The sequence below is a fragment of the Hymenobacter sp. genome (assembly GCF_035709525.1).
Lineage (GTDB): Bacteria > Bacteroidota > Bacteroidia > Cytophagales > Hymenobacteraceae > Hymenobacter.
This window is the reverse complement of sequence record NZ_DASTEP010000040.1, coordinates 1-22,736: the sequence shown is the minus strand read 5'-3', so window position 1 is coordinate 22,736 and position 22,736 is coordinate 1. Positions and strand designations below refer to the sequence as shown.

At 62.1% G+C, this 22,736-nt stretch carries 19 protein-coding genes and 3 tRNA genes; 6 read left to right on the top strand and 16 right to left on the bottom strand.

Annotation, left to right across the window (positions count from 1 at the left end):
• Nucleotides 1–167 precede the first annotated feature (167 nt).
• From VFO93_RS03430 to VFO93_RS03420, 3 genes are all read right to left on the bottom strand, one after another.
• The gene (locus VFO93_RS03430; RefSeq protein WP_325132914.1) at nucleotides 168–1,568 is read right to left on the bottom strand and encodes a DUF3526 domain-containing protein; all 1,401 of its coding nucleotides are present in this window, start codon (nucleotides 1,566–1,568) and stop codon (nucleotides 168–170) included.
• Nucleotides 1,569–2,276: an ABC transporter ATP-binding protein gene (locus tag VFO93_RS03425; protein WP_325132913.1), complete on the bottom strand. Its 708-nt coding sequence runs from the start codon at nucleotides 2,274–2,276 to the stop codon at nucleotides 1,569–1,571.
• A gap of 629 nt (nucleotides 2,277–2,905) precedes the next feature.
• Nucleotides 2,906–7,024, bottom strand: a complete 4,119-nt coding sequence (locus tag VFO93_RS03420; protein WP_325132912.1) for a metallophosphoesterase — start codon at nucleotides 7,022–7,024, stop codon at nucleotides 2,906–2,908.
• Between the two features lie 305 nt (nucleotides 7,025–7,329).
• Here VFO93_RS03420 and VFO93_RS03415 point away from each other — a divergent pair, with 305 nt between their 5' ends.
• A complete protein-coding gene (locus tag VFO93_RS03415; protein ID WP_325132911.1) occupies nucleotides 7,330–7,533 on the top strand; it encodes a hypothetical protein in 204 nt (67 codons plus the stop codon).
• Nucleotides 7,534–7,584: 51 nt separating this feature from the next.
• Here VFO93_RS03415 and VFO93_RS03410 read toward each other — a convergent pair whose 3' ends face one another.
• Both VFO93_RS03410 and VFO93_RS03405 read right to left on the bottom strand, forming a co-directional pair.
• Complete coding sequence (locus VFO93_RS03410) at nucleotides 7,585–7,728, bottom strand: hypothetical protein (RefSeq protein ID WP_325132910.1); 144 nt, start codon at nucleotides 7,726–7,728, stop codon at nucleotides 7,585–7,587.
• 57 nt (nucleotides 7,729–7,785) lie between these two features.
• Entirely contained in the window at nucleotides 7,786–7,974 is a 189-nt protein-coding gene (locus VFO93_RS03405; RefSeq protein ID WP_325132909.1) for a hypothetical protein, read from the bottom strand.
• A gap of 153 nt (nucleotides 7,975–8,127) precedes the next feature.
• Here VFO93_RS03405 and VFO93_RS03400 point away from each other — a divergent pair, with 153 nt between their 5' ends.
• Nucleotides 8,128–9,447: a Pycsar system effector family protein gene (locus tag VFO93_RS03400; protein WP_325132908.1), complete on the top strand. Its 1,320-nt coding sequence runs from the start codon at nucleotides 8,128–8,130 to the stop codon at nucleotides 9,445–9,447.
• Nucleotides 9,448–9,470: 23 nt separating this feature from the next.
• Nucleotides 9,471–9,543, top strand: a tRNA-Arg gene (locus VFO93_RS03395).
• A gap of 25 nt (nucleotides 9,544–9,568) precedes the next feature.
• Here the strand turns inward: VFO93_RS03395 and VFO93_RS03390 are convergent.
• From VFO93_RS03390 to VFO93_RS03365, 6 genes are all read right to left on the bottom strand, one after another.
• Nucleotides 9,569–10,012, bottom strand: a complete 444-nt coding sequence (locus VFO93_RS03390) for a hypothetical protein (RefSeq protein ID WP_325132907.1) — start codon at nucleotides 10,010–10,012, stop codon at nucleotides 9,569–9,571.
• 79 nt (nucleotides 10,013–10,091) lie between these two features.
• Nucleotides 10,092–12,668 carry a DUF5686 and carboxypeptidase-like regulatory domain-containing protein gene (locus VFO93_RS03385; RefSeq protein ID WP_325132906.1) on the bottom strand — a complete coding sequence of 859 codons (2,577 nt, stop codon included), beginning with the start codon at nucleotides 12,666–12,668 and terminating at the stop codon, nucleotides 10,092–10,094.
• Between the two features lie 225 nt (nucleotides 12,669–12,893).
• On the bottom strand, nucleotides 12,894–14,228 hold the full coding sequence (locus VFO93_RS03380; protein WP_325132905.1) for a family 1 glycosylhydrolase: 1,335 nt from the start codon (nucleotides 14,226–14,228) through the stop codon (nucleotides 12,894–12,896).
• A 98-nt stretch (nucleotides 14,229–14,326) separates the two neighbouring features.
• Nucleotides 14,327–15,994, bottom strand: a complete 1,668-nt coding sequence (locus VFO93_RS03375; protein ID WP_325132904.1) for a GMC family oxidoreductase — start codon at nucleotides 15,992–15,994, stop codon at nucleotides 14,327–14,329.
• A gap of 94 nt (nucleotides 15,995–16,088) precedes the next feature.
• Nucleotides 16,089–16,664 (bottom strand): gluconate 2-dehydrogenase subunit 3 family protein, encoded by a 576-nt coding sequence (locus VFO93_RS03370; protein WP_325132903.1) that lies wholly within the window; start codon nucleotides 16,662–16,664, stop codon nucleotides 16,089–16,091.
• A 103-nt stretch (nucleotides 16,665–16,767) separates the two neighbouring features.
• Nucleotides 16,768–17,670, bottom strand: coding sequence for an SDR family oxidoreductase (locus tag VFO93_RS03365; RefSeq protein ID WP_414653547.1), 903 nt, complete (start codon nucleotides 17,668–17,670; stop codon nucleotides 16,768–16,770).
• Nucleotides 17,671–17,972: 302 nt separating this feature from the next.
• Here VFO93_RS03365 and VFO93_RS03360 point away from each other — a divergent pair, with 302 nt between their 5' ends.
• Entirely contained in the window at nucleotides 17,973–19,481 is a 1,509-nt protein-coding gene (locus VFO93_RS03360; RefSeq protein ID WP_325132902.1) for an alpha/beta hydrolase family protein, read from the top strand.
• A gap of 81 nt (nucleotides 19,482–19,562) precedes the next feature.
• Here VFO93_RS03360 and VFO93_RS03355 read toward each other — a convergent pair whose 3' ends face one another.
• The 5 genes from VFO93_RS03355 to VFO93_RS03335 all read right to left on the bottom strand — a co-directional run bounded on the left by VFO93_RS03355 (nucleotide 19,563) and on the right by VFO93_RS03335 (nucleotide 22,387).
• On the bottom strand, nucleotides 19,563–20,279 hold the full coding sequence (locus tag VFO93_RS03355) for an SDR family oxidoreductase (RefSeq protein ID WP_325132901.1): 717 nt from the start codon (nucleotides 20,277–20,279) through the stop codon (nucleotides 19,563–19,565).
• 118 nt (nucleotides 20,280–20,397) lie between these two features.
• Complete coding sequence (locus VFO93_RS03350; RefSeq protein WP_325132900.1) at nucleotides 20,398–20,805, bottom strand: DUF2007 domain-containing protein; 408 nt, start codon at nucleotides 20,803–20,805, stop codon at nucleotides 20,398–20,400.
• Between the two features lie 37 nt (nucleotides 20,806–20,842).
• Nucleotides 20,843–21,385: a hypothetical protein gene (locus VFO93_RS03345; RefSeq protein ID WP_325132899.1), complete on the bottom strand. Its 543-nt coding sequence runs from the start codon at nucleotides 21,383–21,385 to the stop codon at nucleotides 20,843–20,845.
• Between the two features lie 156 nt (nucleotides 21,386–21,541).
• Nucleotides 21,542–22,105, bottom strand: coding sequence for a fasciclin domain-containing protein (locus VFO93_RS03340; RefSeq protein ID WP_325132898.1), 564 nt, complete (start codon nucleotides 22,103–22,105; stop codon nucleotides 21,542–21,544).
• 42 nt (nucleotides 22,106–22,147) lie between these two features.
• Nucleotides 22,148–22,387, bottom strand: a complete 240-nt coding sequence (locus VFO93_RS03335; RefSeq protein ID WP_325132897.1) for a hypothetical protein — start codon at nucleotides 22,385–22,387, stop codon at nucleotides 22,148–22,150.
• Between the two features lie 69 nt (nucleotides 22,388–22,456).
• Here VFO93_RS03335 and VFO93_RS03330 point away from each other — a divergent pair.
• A tRNA-Gly gene (locus VFO93_RS03330) sits at nucleotides 22,457–22,532 on the top strand.
• Nucleotides 22,533–22,612: 80 nt separating this feature from the next.
• Nucleotides 22,613–22,695 (top strand) — tRNA-Leu (locus VFO93_RS03325).
• Nucleotides 22,696–22,736 lie beyond the last annotated feature (41 nt).

Genomic DNA, 22,736 nt, shown 5'->3' with positions numbered 1-22,736 from the left:
CAAGCGGTTCTCATGTCTCATGTCTAACGTCTCACGTCTTCGTAAAATCAATCGCAGGAGCTAACTCAAACAGCTTCTAAATGACGTCAGAAGGCGTCAGGCTCCCCCTCTTTTTTGGAGAGGGGGCCGGGGGGTGAGGTTCCCACGCTAGGATAAAGAAGCAGTGCTTATTGCACCCCCAGCCGGCGCGTGCCTAGCGCCAACAGGCCGCCAGCGGCCAGCCCCCACCCCAGCAGCAGCGCCAGCGGCAGAGCGGCGCGGCGCAGCCGCCAGCCCAGGCCGGGGGCCACGTAGGCAAACTGCGGCACCGTGCGCCAAAAGGCATTGCCAGCCACGGTATTGTTCTGGTAAAAGGCATCCACGATTTTGCCCACGCGGCGGCGGTGGGCTTCGGCCCGGGCGGCAAAGTCGCGGTGCGTGTCAAGGTCGGTGGCGGTCAGGTGCAGGGACAGCTCACGGAAAGCCAGGAAAGGCGACAGCAGGGCGCTGAGTTGCACCAACCGGGTCTGGCGGGTTTCGATGCGCTCGATGGCCGTATATGCGCGGTCCATCACCCGGCCGTCCGATTCCTCGGCCGCCTCAATGGTGATGGGGATGAAGAAAACGGGTAGGTCTTCGAGGCGCTTGACGTGGTAGTGGGCCAGCACGCTGTCGGCCAGCGCAGTGTGGCGCTCGTCTTTGGTGCCCTCCTTGCCCACGCCGTACTGCATGTCGCGGAAGGTTTCATCGTCGAACGCCACCGCCGTGGTGGCCGGGTGGGCGCGCCGGGCCAGCTCGCCTGCCAGGCGCGGCACCAAAAACACCCCCAGCAGCCAGAAGCCCGCCAGCACCACCAGCGCCAGCGCCGAGCTGCGCGTGAGCAGCGACACGGCCCCGCCCAGCCCCGTGAGCAAGGCCGCGTAGAGCAGCAGCCCGGCCACGTAGCAGGCGTAGGTGGGCAGCAGGCCGGCGAGCGCGCCCGGCCCCCGGTGCCAGGCCAGCAGCGCCAGCGGCCCCAGCGCCAGCAAAGCCACCACGGCCCCCACTACCAGCCCAGCGGCCAGCAGCTTGCCCGCCACCAGCTGCCCGGCGCTTACCCGCGAGCTGAGCACGAGCTTGATGGTGCCGTTTTCCCACTCCTTGGCAAACAGGTTGTGGGTGAGCAAAAAAATGAACAGCGGCAGCAGAAACTGCGCGAAGTAGCCCACGTTCAGAAAGCCGAAGCTGCGCAGGGCAGTGGCGTCGCTCACCTCCCGAAACTTCACCTCGCCGCGCTTGTGCGGCTCCAGGTAAAACGAGTTGCCGGTGTAGTCTTCCACCCCGTTGTCGAGCAGGGCCAGGTCGGCGGTGGGCTTGTAGGCATAAAAGCCGAAGTGCGCCCCCAAATGCGGGTTTTTATCGCCCTGGCTGATAAACTGCTCGTAGGTAGTGCGCTGCGACTGCCGCAAAAACGCGCTGCGTGTGGTGTAGTAGCTGTAGCCATTGTACAGAGCCAGCCCCAGCAGCAGCGCCAGGCCGCCCAGCAGCCAGGCTACGTTGGTGGTGCGCCGCAGCTCGCGCAGCTCCTTGCCGATAAGTAAGCGCAGCATCTAGGCGGGCTGGTTGACGGTAGACAAATAGAGGTTGGTCAGCTCGGCGTAGGCCACGGCGTCGGCGCGCAGCTCCTGGCGCAGGCGGCCCTGGTGCATGATGCCGATGCGGTGGCCCAGCTCCTTGGCCATCAGCAGGTCGTGGGTGGCCATGAGCGTGCACACACCCTGCCCACTGAGGCGGCGGATTACCTGCGCAAACTCGTTGCTGGCGTGCGGGTCGAGGCCCGAGGTAGGCTCGTCCAAAAACAGCACCTTGGCTTGCTTGGCCAGCGCGATGGCGATGCCCACCTTCTGGCGCATGCCCTTCGAGTAGCCGCCCACGCGCTGGTGCAGCGCCGCGGGCTGCAAGCCCGCCGTGCGCGTAAACTCGGCCAGCGCTGCCGGCGAGTACGTGAAGCCCGAAAGCCCGCTGAAAAAAGCCAGATTTTCGAGCCCCGTGAGGGTGGGGTAGAGGTTCACGATTTCGGGGATGTAGGCCACCAGCGCCCGGGTGGCGTGGTTGTTCACGGCTACCTCCTGCCCCGCTATCAGCGCCCGCCCGCTGCTGGCCGGCATAAACCCCAGAAAAATGTTGATGGTCGTAGACTTGCCCGCGCCGTTGGAGCCAAGCAGGCAATACACCTCCCCGGCCGGGATGGCGAGGTTCAGGTTATCAAGCGCCAGGTGCGAGCCGTAGCGCTTGGTCAGGTTTTCAGCTTGCAGCATAAAGCGATAGTAAAAAGCGTAGGGGCGCTGAACAGCGGCAGCTAACCGGTAGTAAGTTAAAAGCATAGCTGGCTGGGACGCAGCTCGAAGCAACCGCTGGCATCAGTGAGCAGCCTCAAGCTCTGGGCAGTGGCCGGCCGGTCCGGGCACCTTCGCCCCCGTGTCCTACACCCCGAAGGGCAGCCAGCCCCCACGCAGTAGAACGTGAGCGCGAAAGTAGCCCCGCTCGGCCTATGAGGCGGCCTGGTAGAAACGGACAGTCAGAAGTCTTATATTCATTAGATAGCTGCCAGTCAGTCTGCCTCCTCGGCAGCTACTTCAAACCCAACCGCCACCATTCGGCTTTCGCCCCGCTAGTTTCAAGCCGACTTGTTTTTTTGGGCGCAAGCATTAATAAATGGCTGATTTTATGATGCTTGCTTATATTTTAACTTCGCATTGAACACTTGAGAACGGGGTGCTGGGTAGTGGCCCTAGGTAGCCTGCCACTATCAGCGGGGGCGCAAGCCTAAACGGCTAGCTCCATCCCACTTGAAGCCCACAGTGCCCTGCCGCCTTGGCAAGCTCGCTGAAAAAAGGCCCCGGCCGCATGTGCAGCCGGGGCCTGTAAGCATCAAAAAATCAATTATCTAAAACAGGAAGTCGAAGCCCACGAACACCAGCTTTTCCTCGCCCACCGAGTACGTGAGGTTGATAACAGCCTGGTCGAGCACATTGACAAACGCGCCGCCGCCGAAGCCCGAGTGGAAGGCCGAGAGGCCCGTGCGCGAGTCGTTGCCCGAGTACACGCGGCCCACGTCGGCGAGGCCCAGCACGCCAAAGGTGCCGGGAAAGAGGTAGGCGTTGAACTTGAACAAGTGCAGGCGCGCCTCGAAGTTGCCGTAGAGCGCATCGCGGCCCGCGAAGCGGGTGCGGCGGTAGCCGCGCAGGTTGGTGGTGCCGCCCAGCGTGTTGGCCTGGTAAAAGCGGTAGTCGCCGATGTTGTGCGCCCAGCCCACGCGCCCCGCGTAGGTGAGGCGGAAGGGGAAATTGGGCGTCAGGTACGCCTTGAGCTCGGTGGCGAAGCGGCCGTAGGTGAGCGCCTCTTTATCGAGCTGGAAATTATACTGAAACTCGGTGTGCCACTGAATGCCGATGCGCGGGTCTTTGGGCGTGGACTGCGCGCCGAAGTCGAGGTACATGAGCGCGCCCAGGTAGTTATTGGCCTGGAAATCGGAGCTGCGGATGCCGAAGCGGCGGTTTTCGTAGCGCGTGCCCGGCCGGCTGCCGTTGGCATTAATGCTATCGGCAATGACCGAGCCGATGGGGTCGGGCTCGACCCGGAAGCGGTCGAACTGCGGCCCGATGCCAAACTTGCCAAACGAGGTGAGCGCCCGCTCGAAGGTCGGGGCCACGTAGAAGCGGTCGAAGCGAATGCGGTAGGCGCTGTTGATGGAGCGAATGCTGGCCTGCCCGTCTTCTTCGTCGCGGGCGTAGTTCTGGGTGTTGTTGCCGATGCCGAAGAAGTTGTAGAGCAGCTGCGGGCCGTAGTACTGCGAGTTCACGCGCAGGTTGGTTTTGCCCCCGAATACGCTGATGAAGTGCCCCGTGTAGCGCAGGTTGAAGGCGTCGCGGGCGGGCGCGTAGTTGGCCGTCAGGGTTTGCTCCGAGGAGTAGGGCTCGCGCCGGAAAGCGTAGCGCCGGTGCGTGACGCCGCCGCCCAGGAACACGCCATCGTCGATGTTGTAGCCGAAGTACACGGCCGGGCCGGTGTAGTTAAGGCGGTAGTCTTTGAGGTCGAAGCGGTGCGGGTGGTCGTAGCGGCTCACGTCGATGCCCGGCTCCAGGCGCAAGCGGCTTTCGCCGAGCTTGTTGATAATCACGTTGCCGGTGTCGGCGTCGTACACCTGGGTGCGGTGCCGGAAGCCCGCCACCCGCGAGTTGTCGATGATGGTATCGCGGCTGGTGCCGCCAATCACGCGGATTTTGTGGCCCTGGCGCTCGTTGCCGCTCAGGTCGTACACGTCGTTGCCGCTGATGCCGTAGAGGCGAATCTCGTCGGTTTTGCGGTCGAAGGTGCGGTCGTAGAGCGTCTTGGTTAGCTTACCTTTCTTGCTGATTTTCTGCATCACTACCCGCGTTTTGTGGTCGGGCAGGCGCGTTACCGTGAATTTCTCGTTTTTCTGCGAGCCGCGCACCTCCACGATGTCGGCCAGCAGGTCGGCGTACTTGGCGGCCACGTCGGGCAGCAGGTCGCGGCGGCTCTTGAGCTTGGCCACGATTTCGGCCCCGTGCAGGGTGTATATCTGCTTGGGCCAGCGCTCGGCAAAGGCTTTCTCAATCACGGCATCGGTAAGCTGCGCCTTCATAATCTCAGCCTGCTTCACCCATTCCTCGCGCGTCACGGCGCTCAGGTACAGCCGGTCGTTGCTCATGCCCGTCTGGTTGAGGCCCTTATAGTCGCCGTAGTCGTGGCCGAAATTCTGGAAATTACGCACCGCGAACTTGCGCGAAACCAGCGAGGGTAGCACGCCATCGCCTTTGAAAAAGGCAATGTCCCGGTCCTCGGGCACGGCCGTGAAAATTTTGTCGCCGTCCTTGGTTTTGCGCTGCGCCCAGCGCCACTGGTCTTCGTGGCGGTCCCAGTCGCCTATCCACATGTCGAAGAGGCGCGAGCGGGCAAAGGCCGGCTGGTCTACCTGGTTGTCGTTGTCTTGCAGCAGCTCTTCGAGCATCTTGTCGGTGCTCACCAGCTTCTTGGCGTAGCCCAGCGAGGCGTCCTGGTCTTGGCTGCCCTTGGCGTCTTCCTCCAGCGCGGCGGGCGTGTTGGCAAAGCTTTCGCGGTACTGACCCAACGCGGGGTCGTTGGGAATGTACACCATGCGCGGGTTGGTGTGCAGGATGCCGGCCGCTGTGGCCAGCGGTGGCAGTACGAACGACGCATAGGGGTGCTGGGCCGAAATCTGGTCTCGCAGCACGGCCAGCGCCAGCCCGGTGCGGAAGCCCTCGGGCAGCACGGCCGTGGGGTCTTTGTCGATGCCGCGCACGGTGTAGTAGTAGCCGTCTTCGTTGCGTACTTTCAGCGAGGCCGTTTGCTTGCCGCCGCCGGTTTTGTAGGGTATCAGCCCACCCTCGGCGGTCTTGATGTCGAGCACCGGAAACTGCACCGGCGTGGCCCACTCCTGGCGGTAGTGGTCGCCGAGCAGCCAGTTGTGAAAGCGGCCGTGCTGGGCGTAGGTCGGGTTCACGGCCACCGTCACGGTGCTGTCCTTGTAGTTGGGGCGCTTGAGGCCGGGCGTGACTTTGGGCGCGCCGGTGGGCTTGCCGGCCGCGATGGCGGCGGCGGTTTCGAGGTCGTCTTTGCTTTGGTTGCCCTTGCGGGTGTTGGCAGTGTTGGCCGCGCCGCCCATGCCTTGCACGCGGTTGGGGTCGGGCTTGGCTTGGTCTACGGGGCCGCCCGGGCCCTTGGTGTTGGCGGTGGCACGGCCGCGGCCCAGGTCGCCGTACACCTGCTGGCGGTACACGCGGCGGGCAGTTTCGCCCTTGTCGCTGTCGTTGGGCACCAGGTACTCGACCCACACCTGCCCGTCGTCGTAATAATTGAGGCGGGCAAAGCCTTTTTCCTTGTCCGAAAACAACGCGTCGCCGCCCTTGCCGGGCTTCACGTGCTGGGTTTTGCAGCCCGAGCCGCTCGTGATGAAGTACCCGTTCACGGTCGGGTTTTCGTAGTACTGGAGGTTGTGCTCGTGCCCGTTGGCGTAGATGATGTTCGGGTACTTGGCCATAATGCCCAGAATGCCCTTGCGGTACTCCTGGTAAATGGGGGCCGGAATATCCTGCGCGATGCCGCCGTATTGCCGCGCCAGCGGGTAGATGGAGCCGATAATGGGCAGCGGCACGAAGGCATACTTGAACACGATGCTGAGCGGAAACACGTGGTCGGCGAACGTAAAGTAGCCGCCGTGAATACCGTCCGAGTACATCGGGTGGTGCGTCACTATCAGGATGTGCTTGTCCTGATTATCCTTGATAACCTGCTCTATCTGGGCAAATGCTTCCTCGGCATTATCAGCCCCGCAGGCATCGCCAAACGGCCGGTTTGCCTGGTCGGTCAAGAACCACTGCGAGTCGATGGCAATCATCACCAGGTCGTCGCGCAGGCGGATTTCATACGGGCCGGGGCAGCCGTCGCGGGGCACCAGAAAGTCGCCGGTATAAGCAAAATTGGCCGAGTCCTGGGCCATGTAAAACTCGGCGTAGCGCTGCTCGCGCAGCAGTTGCTCGCGCCCGCCCCGGATGCCCTGAATCCAGTCGTGGTTGCCGGGCACCATGTACTTTTCGCCGGGGTAGTTCTTGAGCGCGTCGAGCTGGGTGCGCAGGCGGCCTTCGGCAATCTTGCGGTCGTAGGCGCCCTCGCGGGGCATCCCCTGGTTATAAATGTTATCGCCCAGGTACACTACCGAGCTGTTTACGCCCATGTGTAGCAGCTGCTTGCGCATGTAGTTGAGCGAGGGCTCGCCGCCCTTCTCGGCCGGAATGGGGCTGCCCACGTCGCCAATCAGAAACACCGAGTAGCGGATGCGGCTGGAGTCGGGCGGCAGGTTTTTTTGCCAGCCCAGGGCCTTGCCCCGGTAGTTGGGCTTGTAGCCGGGCGGCGGGTTGAAATCGGACTCGCCGGCTTCGCCCAGTTCCTCTAATTGGGCGTGGGCGGCAAAGGGCAGCGTAGCCAGTAAGCTAAAAAATAGCGTCAGGCGAAAAAATAGCCTCATAATAGCTAAATGCAGAAAAAAATAGAAGGACTAAACGAGCAGCGCGGCGGCTGAATGGCGACTTACTACGAAAATACGACGGCCGTTGGCCGCTGCCTACGTAAAGGCGGCGCTCACGGTTGAGTCTATTTAGGCAGCAAGGATATGGCGTGCCGCCATCGATAGGCCACGCTGGCGAGGTAGTAAGATTGCCAAGCGATGCAGCGTGTTGCTGCCGGTGCCAGCGAAAGAGTCAGGCAGCAACTTTTCGGGCGCTTCGCATGTACATTTGTCAGTATCAACCACCTCAAGCGCGCCCGAAGGCTATGCACCCGCTCATCATTCCCATTTTGGCTATTCTGGCTACGGTAGTAGCCGGCGCGCTGGCGGGTGCCTGGTGGCTGCGTCTGAAGCGAAGCGTGGACAGCGGCCCCATCACGGTAGTGAACAAGCAGACGGGCAAAACGGCCGTATTGCCCCGCAATTACAGCCTCGCCGCCGTCGAAGAGCTGTTAAATATCACGGCCTAGTCCTCAAACGCCATTTTGTAAGCGCCCCGCTGCCAACGCTGCGGGGCTTTTTTACGGGTTTGCTGGTGGCGTACTCCTCAATTCGAGCTGGCTCAGCTTGTGCTCGTGCAGGCGGTCGGTGAGCTGGGCTATTTTGAGCTCCAGCGGGCCGCGCTGCGGGTCGTTTGGCTTTAGCTGGCGCAGCTGTTTGGTCATTTGGCGCAGGTAGCGCTCGGCGCGGCGGGTAGGGGCCTGCGCTTTGCGCTCGGCTAGTCACTCATTGGCCCATTCGCGGGCCAGCCACATCACGCCCTGGCTGGCGAAGGGAGCCAGCATACCGGCCGCCGTGGGCAGCACTTTGCCCGGGAGCAGGGCTGCCAGCCCCACTAGGGCGGCGGTAAGCGTAGCCGTAGTAGTAACAGGCTGGGTAGCTGGCTTGCCGGAGGAGTCGGAATCGGCCATAAAGTGAGCGAGGCAGAACTACGGGTGAAGGTAAGCGGCTGCGCCGGGATTAGCTCAAGCGCTATAGCTTAACCTGTGGTCGGCGCTTCGCGTTGAAAGGCATTCGGCGGGCCCGCCAATGGGGCCCGCATTCCGCTGTTTTCTGCAAAACGTATGGCTACCACTACTCTTTCCGAGGCCGAAGCTGCCACCTCTGCCCAGCCGGCCGCCGCCCCTAGCCAGGAGGCCGTGCCCGCCAAGCCCCCGAAGCCGCCCAAGTCGGAGCCCTCGCCGCTGGTGCAGCAGGCCCAGGCCACCGTAGAGCCGCTGCTCAAGGAAAAGCTCGACCCGCGCCTCACCTACCACACCCTGGCCCACACCGAGTACGTGGTGCAGCAGGCCCACGCCCTGGCCGACGCCGCCAAGCTTTCGGCCAAAGACGCCGAGGCGCTGTTGGTAGCCGCCTGGTTTCACGACACCGGCTACCTCGATACCTACGACGGCCACGAGTACAAGAGCATGGCCCGCGCCGAAGCCTGGCTGCGCGAAAAGCAAGTAGAGCCCGCCCGCATTGAGGTGGTCAAAAACCTCATCCGGGCCACGCACCGCGACGAGGAGGCCAAGACCGAGCTCGAAAAGCTGATGGTAGACGCCGACATGAGCAATTTGGCGGCCGAAGATTTCCGGGCTCGCGCCGAGCTCATTCGCAGCGAGTGGGAGCTGGCGCTCGACAAGTCGTACAGCAATACCGACTGGGCCGAGCTACAGCTCAACTTCATGCTGGGCCACAAGTATCACTCAGAAGCTGGTAAGGAGCGCTTCAAAAAGGCCCTGAAAGCCAATATTGACGACCAGCGCGACTATCTCAAGAAGGTCGAGAAGAAGGCCAAGAAGAAGGAAAAAAAGGCCACCGATACTTTCGCCGAGCCCAAGCGGGGCATCGAAACGATGTTCCGCACCATGTACTCCAACCACATGAAGTTGAGCGATATGGCCGATAAAAAAGCGGCCATGATGATTCAGCTCAACGCGGTTATTCTGTCGGTTATCATTACCTATTTCGGGGCCAAGTCGTCGTCGCTGGCCGTCACGGGCGGCACCAGCTTTATTCGCAACCCCATTTTGGCCGTGCCGATGGGCATTTTGCTGCTCACGGCGCTGTGCTCGGTTACGTCGGCCATCCTCTCGGCCCAGCCCGACGTCACGAGCTTCAAGTGGCTCAAGCGCAACCCCGAAATCGCGACCAACCGTCGCGTCAACCTGCTCTTCTTCGGGCAGTTTACCAAGCTCAGCCTCCAGCACTTCCAGGAAGGGATGCGCGAGCTGATGCGCCAGAAAGACACGCTCTACAACAACATGGTCACCGACGTGTACTACCTCGGCGAGGTGCTCGACCGCAAATACAAGCTGCTGCGCGTGAGCTATTCCATCTTCATGGTCGGCTTGATTCTGACGGCGCTCTCATTTGCCATAGTATTGGCGTATAAGATGTAGCTTTGCGCCTCGTTGCACGCAACGACCCCGTAGCTTAATGGCATAGAGCAAGACACTCCTAAGGTCGAGGAACAGGTTGGAATCCTGTCGGGGTCACGCGCAGCAAGCCGTGGTCGTATTCCTAATGGCAGTTGGGACGCAGCAAATAGATATTCTCGGGACCGGATAGTTCGCGGATGGTCGTCGTATCCGAAAATGCCTTGAGCGGCCGGATATGGCAGTACTCGACATGCTTGTCGTAGCCGCAGGCCTGGCATACACGGAGCCGGTGGGCATTGAGCAAGCGCGTGAGAGCATTGAGGTGCCCCCGGTAGTAGCTGGGGTGCAGATGCGCGTTGCGGGTCTTGAATTCGCTTACGGTTAAATCGTAATACTCGCTACGGCTGGGCAAGCGCTTGTGCGCGGCGCAGTACTGCCGGTTGGCGTGTACCGGGGCCTGGCACACCAGGCAGCTACCCGTGGGCTTGCGTTTGGGCGCGGCCCGGTTGGTATGAATAGCCGCGTGCGAACGGCTGCAATACTTGGGGTTAGGAGTAGCAGTACCGCAGTGCAGGCAGGTATTCATTGGAAATGGTAGGTGGTAGTAAAAAGCCCAGCGTTTTACAACGCCGGGCTTTGATTTAGCATGAGAAAAGTGGCTTAGCTCACAGCCGGAACTGTGCGCCCACCTTGATGCCGAAGTCACGCGGGGCCGGCTCATTGAGGCCGGTAGGCGCGGCATTGCGGTAGGTGAGGCGGTGGATGAAGTCGACCCGGATAAACTTGAAGATATTTTCTACGCCGTAACCTACTTCCACGTAGGGCATTTTGTCGAGGGTGCGCGGCGACTGCGGGCGGCCCTGCATATCAAGCGGCTGACGCTGGTTTTTGGCGCTCAGGCCGCCGTAGAGCGCGTTGGCGGTAGCCACGAGGCGCCAGTTGAGCGCCCGCACGCCCGGAATGGCGTTCAGAATGATGCCCTCAAAGTGATGGTCGAGGCGCAGCGATACCGAGCGGTCCGTCACGAACTCGTAATAGTTCATGAGGTTGAAGGCGTTGGCGTTGTAAAACGGCGTCTGGTTGCCGAGCGGGATTTTGAGGAAGGGCGCGGGCAGGCGGTCGGGGGCGTAGGCCCCTTCGGCGCGGTAGTTGAGGCGGCCAAAGTGGCCCAGCGACACGCTGTGGCTGATGAGCAAATTGAATTTCTGGTAGCGGGCATCGCTGCTGGTAAAGAAGTCGCGCGCCCCGATGATGTAGCGAAACGTGAACACCGGCCAGCGCTTGAGGCCAATGGGGCGGCGGCGGTTTTCGGCCTGCACCTGGGTTTCGTCGGGCGCGTAGCGCGACTCCAGCACCACTTCCGACAGCGTGAGGCCGGGCACTACCCGGTCGTCGCGCCGATATACGAAGTCGTTGAGCAGCTTGATGTTCTGCTCGCGCAGCGTGATGGTTTGGGTGAAGCCGCGAAACAAGTCGCGTTGCACCGAGAGCGTCATCAAATCGCGCAGGATGGGCTTGCCCTGCGCAAAGCGCCCCCAGCGCGTGGCGGCCAGAAAGAGGTTGTTATCAACCTGCAAAAAGTCGTTGTCCAGCAGCGCCGCCTGCTCCACGTCGTGCCGAAACTCACCGGTGAATACCGTCCAGTGGCGGCGCTCGGCGATGTAGCTCGATTTCAGGCCGTACTTCACGCGGCCGTCGCGGGTGCCGTAGGCAATGTAGGCCTGCGACACGGTATTGCGGCTGAAGCCCGGCGTGGTGCGAAAGCCCAGGCGGAAGCGGCTACCCTCGTAGTCGTTGCGGGCGTAAGTATTGATGATGGGGCCAAGCTCAATCTTGCTGTTGTTGTCGCTGTTGCCCACGCGCTTGTAGCCGTTGATAAACAAGTCTATCCAGTCGAGCGTGCTGCGCACCGAGGGCAGGTTGCGGGCCGAGTCGAGCACCGCAAACGTCTGCTGCTCGCTGAGGCTCAGCGTGTCGGGGCGGTTTTTGTCGAAGTAGCCCTCGGTAGCGCCGGCCGGCAGCAGGCCGCTGATGAGCCCGCCAGTTTCGGCATCCTTGCCCGGCTCCATGATGGTCGACACGATGGGCTGGTCGTAGAAGCCAGCCTCGTGCGGCTGGTTGCGCACAAAGTTGGAATTGACGGTGGTGAAGCGCACGCGTAGCGCGGCCTGCTTCTCGTAGGGCCGGATGCCCAGCACCAAGCGGGTGCGGGCGGCGAGGCCGGGCCCGTCGGTGGGTGGCGTGAGGTCCTGGTAAATGCGCAGGTCGCTGACGAAGTTGATGTTGGAGTGCTCGCTCGCTACCACGTCGATGCGGCGCAGGGCATACTGCTCGGCCGTAATCCAGATGGTGCCCTTGAAGGCCAGGTCGTGGTCGCGTTTGGGCGTCACCGCAATTTTGTAGCACCAGTCTTTGCCCACGAACACTGAGTCTTGCAGCTCGTAGTCGTAGGTGAGGCGGCCGCCCTCGGCAATGGGTGAGATAAAATCCTTACCCAGAATATTTTGCCAATTCGGGTAAAAGTCGAAATTCTGAAAGTTCGAGCCCAGCATCTGGCTCAGCACCGAGCCTTCGCGGGGGCCCGCGCCGCGCATCTGCTTGTGCTGAATGTCTTCGCGGCGGCGCAACGGCGTGTATTTTTGGTACACCTTGGAGCCTACTTCGGAGGCGAACAGCGGCAGCGGGGCATCGGGGTCGGCGGCGGCGGCCGCGCCCCGGCGCACGGCCAGCGCCCGGATGTCCTTCACCACTTTGCGGTTGGCGAGGGCCTTCGGAATGTCGGCCATACTCACCTCGATGCGGTTGTAGGAGTCGAATTCGGCCGCCTCCAGGGCGTTGCGCTCGTTTTGCTTGCGGTGCTTCTGCACCTCGCGCAGAATGCGGAAAGCCGGGTTTTCGGGCTGGCGCGAATACACTACTACTTCTTTCAGCGCCACGCCGCTTTTTTTCAGGCGAAACAGTACGCTTTGCTCGGGGGCCTTGGTGAGGGCCTTGCGTTGCACCGCGAAGCCCATCGTGGAAGCCGCTAGCGAGTCGGCCGGAGCGGCCAGCGTCAGCTTGAATTTACCGTACTCGTCGGCCGTGATGCCAATGGTCGTCTTCGGCACGAAGATGGAGGCGAAGGGCACCGGCTCGCCCGTTTGAGCTTCTACCACCTGGCCGGAAACGAGTATGCGTTGGGCGGCGGCCGGCAGCGCCCCCAGCAGCAGGGCGAGCAGCAACAGCGGAACGGTCAATTGCATAGAGCTGGGTAATAGCGGGAGGGTGGGGGATACAGGGTTGTGCCCGCAAGTTACGCAAGTGCGGGCGGCTTGCAAGTAGTTCCAACGGTAAGAAAGTAAAGCTGTTGCCGTAGGCGTTAAAAGCCTATGTGAATGAGCCTAAAGCGTAGCTAAAACACGCAAAACGCCCCTGCCGAGGAAGCTTTTTTCTTCGGCAGGGGCGCGTGCGAAAGCTCGACTGTTCGGCTATATCTCGACCTTGAGCGTGGCGGGCCGGTCGGTGACCTCAAACAGCTCGCCGTGGGGCACGATGGTAATCTGCCCGTACTCTTGAAGTAGTTGCTTGTAGGCCTCAGCCACCGGCCGGGGCTTGCGGTCGAGGTCGAACAGGCCGCAGGCATTCACCTTGCCGTCCTTCTTGGCCAGGCCAGTGTCCCAGTCGAGCTGGTCGATAAGCGAATACCAGGTAAAACCCAGCACGGGCACACCTTCTTTGCGGATGCGTAGTACATTCACCCACTGCTTCCACAGCCAAGTCGGCGCGTCCTCGGCCTCGAATACGTTGGTTTCGGTGTGCATCACCGGCTTCTTGTAACGCTGGTAGTAATCGTGGGTGATGGTAGCCCAGCCCAGCACGTCGACGCTGGTGCAAACCTCACCGCTGGGCAAGATAATTTTTTCGTTGCGGCCGTAGTAGTCGTTGCCCATAATCTGGTAGCCCGGCGGCTCGCCGGCCATAAACCAGTCGTACTCCTTGCGGGTCATGCCGTTGTCATAGAAGTAGTTAACTACCTCGCCATCGGGCTGGTGGGCGTACAGCAAGTCGAGCGAGGCAAAGCGCAGCTTGTTTTCGAGCTGCACGGCGGGCGTGCGCTCGGCGCGCAGCTCGTGGATAAACTCGGCCGACTCGCTTTGCACAATCACGCAGTCGGGCCGGTGCTTGGCTATCTGCTGCGTGCCCATGATGCTGGCCGCCGTGCAGTGCTTGAGTGCCGTTACGAAGCCTTTGTCCGACTTCAGCTGCTCGTTCCAAACCCCGTCCTTGCCGCTCGACCGGGCCGTGACGTAAATCTCGTTCACCGGCGTGTAGTAGCGCACCCAGGGGTAGCGCTTGGCCACCTGCTCGCAGTAGTCGGCAAAGTGCACCACCAGCTCGGGGTTCTGAAAGTTCTCCAGCCAGTCGGGCACCCCAAAGTGCATCAGGTCGAGGATGGGCGTAATGCCCAGCCGCTTGATTTCCTTCATGGCCAGGTCGGCAAACTCCCAGTCGTACTTGCCCGGCCCCTTTTGGATATTATAGTACGGCAGGCCGTATCGCAATACCTTGAGGCCCATTTCTTTCACCAGGCCCAGGTCTTCTTTGTAGCGGTTGTAGTGGTCGCACTCGGCCAGTAGGTCGCGGCGGGTTTTGCCGTGGTCGATGGTCGGGTACGAGCACTCGATGCCGGTAGCAAACATGAAATTGGTAGGCAGGCCCGTGGGCGGGCCGCTGCCGTTGTGCCCACGCGCGCCGCCAAACTGGTCGCCGTCGTAGCCACCGTCGCCAAACGTCTTTTTTACATCCGTGAGAAAGGACTTCATTTTCTAGCTATTGGCTAATAGCTGCTAGCTATTAGCTGGTTATAGTTGAGATGTTGTAACAGCGGGGGGCTAACAGCTAGCAGCTATCAGCCAGTAGCTTACTTGAGGTTCTCCAAAAACTTGTCGGCCGTGCGCAGGCTCAGCGCCATAATCGTCAGCGCCGGATTCACGCTCAAGGCGCTTGGGAAAGTCGAGTTATCGCTGATATACAGGTTAGGTACATCGAAGGCGCGGCCATCGCGGTCTACTACCGCATCGTCGCCGCTTAACCCCATGCGGGCCGTGCCGATGACGTGCGCGTAGCGGTCAAACGACCAGATATCGGTAGCACCAGCGGCGGCCCAGATGTCGCGCATCGTCTTCTCGGCGTGGGCCGTCATCCGCACCTCATTTTCCTGGGCCGTGAAGTGAATGCGCGGCTTGCGCACCTGTTTATTATCAAGCTCGTCGCTCAGCTCCAAGTAGTTATCCTTGTGCGGCAGGCAGTCGCCCAGGATGTTGATGCCCGCGATGTGGTTGAACTGCTGCATGTAGTCGCGCAGCGCCTTGCCCCACAACTTGCGCCCGCGCGCCGTTTGCCCGGCAAACGTAACCGGCATCACCCCAATGCTTTGCAGCAGGTAGCCGCCCACAAAGTCAGCATCTTTGGGCCGGTGCGTGTCCTGCGAAATCAGCCCGCCTGGGATGCCCTTGGTCGGCCGCACCTCCTCGGGGAAGGTGCCCCAAACCTGAATGCCGGTGTGCGCCATCAGGTTGCGGCCCACTTGCCCGCTGGTAAGGGCCAATTCATTCAGCAGCAGTAGGCGCGGCGTTTCCACGGCCCCGGCGCATAGGAAGAGGTGCTTGCAGGCAATGCGGTGCGACTGCTCATTCTGGGTATAAACCACCGCCGAAACCAGCCCCTGCGCATTGCGCTCAATCTCGGTGACGTAGCTGTTAGGCCGAATATCAGCCCCGTGCTTCACCGCCAGCGGAATGTACGTCACATCCATGCTCGACTTGGCCCCGTTGGAGCAGCCAGCCTGGCAAAAGCCCCGGTTGGTGCAGGCCTGCCGCCAGCCCACGCCCTCCTGAAAGTAGGGAGCCGACAGCGCGGCATTGGCGGCCGGCGAGGTGCGGATACCCAGCTTTTCGGCCCCGCGCACCATCAGCTGCGCGGCGCTATTGAGGGGTAGCGGGGCCATCGGGTAGCCCTTGGGGCGGGCTGGCCCCCAGGGGTAGGGCGTGGGGCCCGACACGCCGATAAACTGCTCTACCTCTTCAAAATACGGAGCCAGCTCGTCGTAAGTCAGCGGCCAGTCCTCGCCCACGCCGAAGTCGGTTTTCAGCGTCAGGTCGTCGGGCAGGGGGCGGGGCGTATAGGCGGTGTAGTGCAGCGTCGAGCCGCCCACGCCGGTGCCCGAGTTGTTGCGGCCCATCGCCAGCGGCGTGCCGCCGGCGGCCAGCCGCTCGTCATTCCAAAACAGGAAATCCTGCGCCTGCTCATCGGTGGCAAAATCGGTTTCGGGCTGGTGCCAGGGGCCGGCTTCGAGAGCTACTACCTTCAGCCCAGCCTGGGCCAGGCGGGCCAGCAGCGGCGCGCCGCCCGCTCCCAAGCCAATTACTACGCAGTCAACTTCTTCCGACTTGTCGGGCGTGGGCTGCGGTTGCTCTTGTGGGGTAGCGGCGGCCTGGTTTTCGGTCAGGATTTCGCGCAGCAGCGGGTCTTGCACGGTGGTTTCGAGCGGGGTAGCTACCCCTTCTTCGGCAATTTCTTCGTCGGGCATAGTCGTGTAGGGTAAGCTTTAGCTTGCCAGCGTTATAATTTAATAATCATCGGATTAGCGTAGCTCGCCTGGCGCTGGCAAGCTGAAGCTTACCCTACATTTCGCGCGGTTCCTTCTCGTTGAGGCCGATTTTCGTCCAGGCGGGCAGGTCGGCGTAGCCGGTGTAGCCTATCTCGTCGTGCGCCCAGGGGTGGGCGTAGTACACGGCCGTAAGCTCGGCCAGCATCTCCTCAAAAAAGCGGTCGGCGGGCAGCGTCTGCCACACTTCGCCGGGCGGGTTGCCGCTGGCGAGCGCCTCGATTACTTTGTCCTGCTGCGCGGTTTCAAGCTGCTCAAAATCAGCTTTGAAAAGCGACTGCGCGATTTGCTGAATACCGCCCAAGCCCAGGCGATACGCCTCGCGGTCGGGGGGCAGGGCATCGTAGCGCCAGCCATCGGAGCGGCCTTCGGCGAGGCGCTTGTCTACGGAGGGGGCCAGCGCAATGGGCACCGGGCGCTCGGGCTGCGGAAACAGCCGGGCCGCCACGGCCACCAGCAGCTGGTAGGTTTCGGGGGCAAAAAACTGCGGCTCGTAGGTGGCCGCCTGGTTGTTTTCGGTGAGGCGCTGCGACAGCGCGGCGCGGGTGGCCTCCGATACGTGGGAGGTAGGCAGCAGCTCCTGAAAAGTCATGTATGCGCGTAGGGAAAAGTAAGCGGGCTATTGGCTGCCAGTTCCATCTGGAAAGCAGCCAACAGCCCGCCGAGCTTTATTAACGCAAAACCTGCACCGTAGGTTACTCGTCGCTGCTGAGCTTGCCGCCCGTCACGTGCACGAGCGAGCCGGTCATAAACGAGCCATCCTGCGAGGCCAGCAGCACGTAGGCCGGGGCCAGTTCTTCGGGCTGGCCGGGGCGCTTGAGGGCCACCTCGTGGCCGAATTTTTCAATCTCCTCCATCGGCATGGTGCCGGGGATGTTGGGCGTCCAGACCGGGCCGGGCACCACGCAGTTCACCCGGATGTTTTTCTCGCCCAGGTACAGCGCCAGCGACTTGGTGAGCGCGTGAATGCTGGCCTTGGTGCAGGCGTAGTCCACGAGCAGCGGAATGCCCACGATGCCCACGATGCTACCCGTGTTAATGATGCAGTCACCATCCTTCAGATTCGGAATCGCGGCCTGCGCCATCCAGATATATCCCAGAATGTTAGTGTCAAACGTGCGCCGGATTTGCTCTTCTGAAATATCCTCAAATTTCTCCTGCGCCATCTGGAAAGCGGCGTTGTTGACCAGAATATTGAGGCGGCCGTGCTCGGCCACCACGTCCTTCACGGCCTGAAAGGCCTGGGCGCGGTCGCGCACGTCTACTTGCAGCACCTGGCAGGTGCGGCCGGTTTGCTGCACCAGGCGCCGGGTTTCGTGGGCGTCCACGGTGTTTTCGTTGTACACGATGGCCACGTCGGCGCCTTCTTTGGCAAAGGCAAGGGCCACGGCCCGGCCGATGCCCGAGTCGGCCCCGGTGATGAGGGCCACCTTGCCTTCGAGCTTGCCGGCGGCGCGGTAGGCGGCCAAGTCGCTCTGGGGCTGAAACTTCATGTCGGCCTGCTTGGCCGGGTAGGGCAGCTTTTGGGCGTGCTCCAGCATGTCTTTGGCGGTGGGGCGCTCGGGCGGCTGGGGGGTAGAGGTGGGGGTAGTCGACATTAGAAAAAACTGGATAGTACCGGCCTTATCCTACGCAAAACCGGCGGCAATGGCTGGCCGCGCGCCGGGGCTGAGCAGGCGGCCCGGCCAGTATAATTTTCCGGGCGTGGCGCTAATCGGTGCAGCTCGGTGGCTCGCGGCGGGTAGGCGAATTATGATTTTTATAAGGCGTTGGGTAATGTTGATTTAAAGTATGAATATCACGTCAATAACAGACTTTTTAAGAGCTAAAGCGGCGCTGGCTAGTAATTTGCAGAGTATTGCAAAACTCAGAATATCCTTCCTGATAAGAGTGCTATTTTATGCGGAAATTATTACTTCTCCTGCTGGGCCTGGCCCTGTGGGCTACCGGCCCCGGCCACGCCAAAACCCCCGCCGAAGAGCCCACCCGTCTCAACGGCCAATGGCAGGGCGGCCTGAAAGTGCCCGGCGGCTCTATTAATCTGATAATCACCATCGTGCCGCTCAGCAATGGTACCTACTACGCGGCGCTCGACGTGCCGCAGCAGCGCATCAGCCGGATGCCGGTGGAGGTGGAGCTGAAGGGCGACAACCTGACGCTCAGCGTTGAGCAGGCCGGCAGCCACTTCGAGGGCAAGGTGCAGGAGGGCGGCAACAAGCTCAGCGGCACCTGGCAGCAGCCGGGCCTCAAAACCGACCTGCTGCTGGAGCGCAATGCCGCCCCCGCCGCCGCCCTGGCCGCCAAAAAGCTGCGCCTCACGCCGCCCTACCGCGAGTCGGAATTCACGTTTTTGAACCCCGCGGGCAAGTTTCGGCTCAGCGGCACGCTCACCATCCCGAGCGGCGAGGGGCCGTTTGCGGCCGTGGCCTTGCTCTCCGACTCGGGCCCGCACGACCGCGACGCCGACCTGCAAGGCTACCACCTGTTCGGCATCCTGGCCGACTACCTCACCCGCCACGGCATCGCCGTGCTGCGCTTCGACGACCGCGGCGTGGGCCGCTCGGGCGGCGACTACCACCGCGCCACCACCGCCGACCTCGTCACCGACGCGCAGGCCGCGCTGGCTTTTTTGCGCAAAACGCCGCTCATCGCGCCCCAGCAAGTAGGCCTGCTCGGCCACGGCGAAGGCGCCAACGTGGCGCTACTGGCCGCCGCCCAGCCCCAAAATGCGCCCGCCTTCGTGGCCTCGCTGGCCGGCTACGGCCAGCCGGGGCGCGACGTGCTGCGCCGCCAGCAGGGCGAAATCATGCGCCTCATCGGCACCGACGGCACCCAGATAAAAGCTGCCCAATCGCTCTACGACCAGCTAGTGGACGCCGTGCGCCAAACTCCCAACAACACAGCCGCCCGCGCCAAGGTCATCGCCTTGCTGCGCAGCAGCAACACCGCCCTCAGCGAGAGCATGGCCCGCGCCCGCGCCGTCGAAATGACGTCGCCCTGGTCGCGCTACTTTCTTGATTTCAACCCCGCTACCCGCCTGCCCCAAGTGACCTGCCCGGTGCTGCTGCTCAACGGCACCGCCGACCTGCAAGTGGCCGCCGGCCGCAACCTGAGCGTGCTGCAAAAAGGCCTGCGCCTGGGCCACGCCGATGTAGAGGTGCACCGCCTCTCGGGCGTCAACCACTGGTTTCAGCCCGACCCGAGCGACTGGCCCATCGTGGCCGGCGAGCGCCAAGCCGCCTTCTCGCCCGAGGGCCTGGAGCGCCTGCACACCTGGCTGGCCGAGCGCGCCAAGCAAGCCAAAGCCCCGCTGCCCGTGACCGTGCAGCGCCCCGCCGCCAAGCCCGCGAAGCCCATCAAGGCGGTAGCGCCCGTGCGCCGTACCCGGCGAGCGGTGGCAAAAGCATAGTGTACCGTAAGCTTTAGCTTGCGACGCGTCAGGGCAGCGCATCCTGACGCGTCGCAAGCTAAAGCTTACGGTACAGGTACCTTACCACGGCAGGCTTTCTTCTTCATGGAAATAACCGCCCGTCGGCCCATCGGCCGGTAGCAGGGCCAGGCGCACGGCCGTGCGGGCACCTTCGCGCACGCCCAGCGGCGCGCCCTCACCGCCGAGGTCGGTTTTCACCCAGCCGGGATGCGCGGCATTGACCTTGATATTGGTATCGACCAAATGCTGCGCCAGCACCACCGTCAGCATGTTTAGCGCGGCCTTCGAAGAGGTGTAGCCCGGCGTGGCCCAGCTACCGCCCTGCCCTTCGCTGATGGTAGTCAGCGAACCCAAAATACTGCTTTGGTTAACGATGCGGCCGGCCGGGGCCTGGCGCAGCAGCGGCAGCAGCGCCTGCGTAATGGCGTAGGGGCCAATGACATTGGCCTCGTAGGTCTGGCGTAGCGAGTCGGGGCTGACGTCGAAGCCCTTATCCAGCTGTACGCCGGCGTTATTCACCAAAATATCGAGCCGGCCGAAGTTTTTTTCGAAGAAAGTCGGCAGCGCCGTGACGTCGGCGACGTTCGTCACGTCGAGCTCCACGGCGCGAGCGTCGAGGCCTTCAGCGCGCAGCGTAGCGGCGGGCGCTTCGGCCTTGCCCTGGCGGGCACCGAGTACTACGGTAATGCCTTTTTGGCCTAGTTGGCGGGCTATTTCGAGGCCCAAGCCCTTGTTAGCGCCCGTGACGAGGGCAACGGATTTTGCGTGTTTTTCCATGCTTAGCTAAAGCCATTGGGCTGGGAAAAAGTTAGTAACACCAAGCTCCAGCTTGGTGTATCGTTGTTAAGCCCAAACCTTGGTGCCCGGCAACGATGCACCAAGCTGGAGCTTGGTGTTACCAATTCAGCCCGCAGTGGAAGCAGTGGTGCGCGCGCCCTTGCAGCGGGTAGCGCCGCAGGCGCGACAGCAGCGCCACAAACCAGTGCGCCGCGCCCGGCTCGGCCGCCGCGTCATACGTCACTTCAGCGGAGCCGCAGCGGGGGCAACGCTCGGCTTCGGTGGTAGTAGTAGGTTCGGCGAGGCCGCCGGGCTCGGCCCGCATCACGGGTAGCTCGCGCAGCACCTCGGCGGCCTGGGCGGCATCGCGCTGGTACACGTGCAGGCGCACGCCGCCCGCCACGGGGCTATACATGCGGTTAAGCGAGACCAGGTTTTCGTTGGTGAGGAAGCACGGAATGCCCGCTGCCTCTAGCTTGGTGCGGGCCAGGTGCGCCGCCAGCGGCTCGTAAAAAGAATCGAGCACGATAATATTCTCCGCCATAACCCTGCCCTAACAATCGTCAGGGCTTTTTGGTGGCGGTGCGCAAATCTTTGGCCGTGCGCTTGGCCCGCAGGGCCGTAAACTCGGCCTGCCACGCCCGGATGCGCAGCTCGTCGCGCGCGGGCAGGTCGAGGCGCACGCAGGCCAGCCGCTCATTCAGGCGGCGGTAGGTGGCCTGGGCATAGTCCCAATCGCGTAGCTGCCAGGCTTTGTGGTGCGCCCGCACGGCCCGCAGCAGCGTGCCATACGCCTCCCCGATGGTGGCCGGCGTGAGGGTGCTCACCTGGGTGGCGTAGCTGCCGAGCAGTTGCTGGTCCACCGTTTTTTGCTGGCGCGACGCCAGCGGTACCGCCCGCCGCGCGTGGTTGGCCGAGTCGAAACGGGCCACCTGCCGGCCCACCCGTCGCAGCGTGCGCCCCGAGGCGCGGGCGGCCGTGTCGAGCTTCTGCATTTCCTGGCGCACAGCGGCCTGGCGCTCGCGCGGGGTCGAGTCGCAGCCATAAAGCCCGAAGGCGAAAAAAGCCAGTGCCAGCAAGTGGCCGGCTACTACAAAACGTTTCATGGCCCCAACATACGGCCGGCCGGCCCGTTGGGCTGGCCCGGTTGAGCGGGTAGGGGCGGGCGACCTGCTTTTCGCCCGCCGCCTGCCCAAACGACAAGAGGAGGCTGGTCGAAGTACGACCAGCCTCCTCTTGAGCTGCTAATGGCTAGTTAAGAACTAGGGCATCAGTACTTTGTTGATTACGTGAATCACGCCGTTGCTCTGCATTACGTCGGCGATGGTCACGGTGGCGATACCGCCTTTTTCGTCCTTCAGTTCGATGGTTTTCGGGCCTTTCATCATGGCGGTCAGGGTTTCGCCCTGCACCGTTTTGAGGGTAGCCTTGCCCTTGCCAGCCTTGATGGCTTTCATCAGGTCGGCGGCCGTCATGCGGCCGGCTACCACGTGGTAGGTCAGGATTTTGGTGAGGGTTTCCTTGTTTTCGGGCTTCACCAGGTTTTCAACCGTGCCGGCGGGTAGGGCGTTAAACGCCTCATTAGTAGGGGCGAACACGGTGAAGGGACCAGCGCTCGACAGCGTCTCCACGAGGCCGGCGGCCTTCACGGCGGCTACCAGCGTGGTGTGGTCTTTCGAGTTCACAGCGTTCTCGACAATGTTCTTGGTGGGGTACATCGGGGCACCGCCTACCATTACGGTTTTGGCTTTCTGGGCCGAAGCCGACTGGATGGTGCCAGCCCCGAGCAGGGCAACGAGGGCGAGCGAAGCAAACGAGAGTTTCATAAAAGAGGGGAAAAAGCAAACGTGAGGTGTTTGTGCAGGCACCTACGCTTCAGGTTCGGCTTTTGGATTTTCCCTCCCTGAAATTTTTTGCAAACAGTGGCGGCGCGTTCCGCAGCCGTCAGAAACAACGCCGGCCGGGTAGCCGGGCCTTTTTTGCGCTAGCAAAGAGTAGTTGCGCAGCGCCGACTTCGCTTGCTGCTCGCCCATTTGCGCATTATTCGAAAATTTTTCGCCTTGAAAATGAAGCGAAAACGTGCACCAGCTGCATTTTTTAGCGGTCACTACTTGCATCCCCAGCTTCTTTGTCTACCTTTGTATCACCATTCGCCGCCACAGCAGCGAAAACCTCAAGCGAGAGTAGCTCAGTTGGTAGAGCGCGACCTTGCCAAGGTCGAGGTCGCGAGTTCGAACCTCGTCTCCCGCTCCAAACAAAAAGACGTTGCTAACCGGCAGCGTCTTTTTTGTTTGCTGACTAATCAATCAGTTGTTAATTTCATAACTGCTTGAGCCAGAGTGGTGTAATGGTAGCCACGAGGGACTTAAAATCCCTTGTCTTCACGGACGTACGGGTTCGAGTCCCGTCTCTGGTACAAAAAGAAGCCCCGTTTGCAAGCTGCAAACGGGGCTTCTT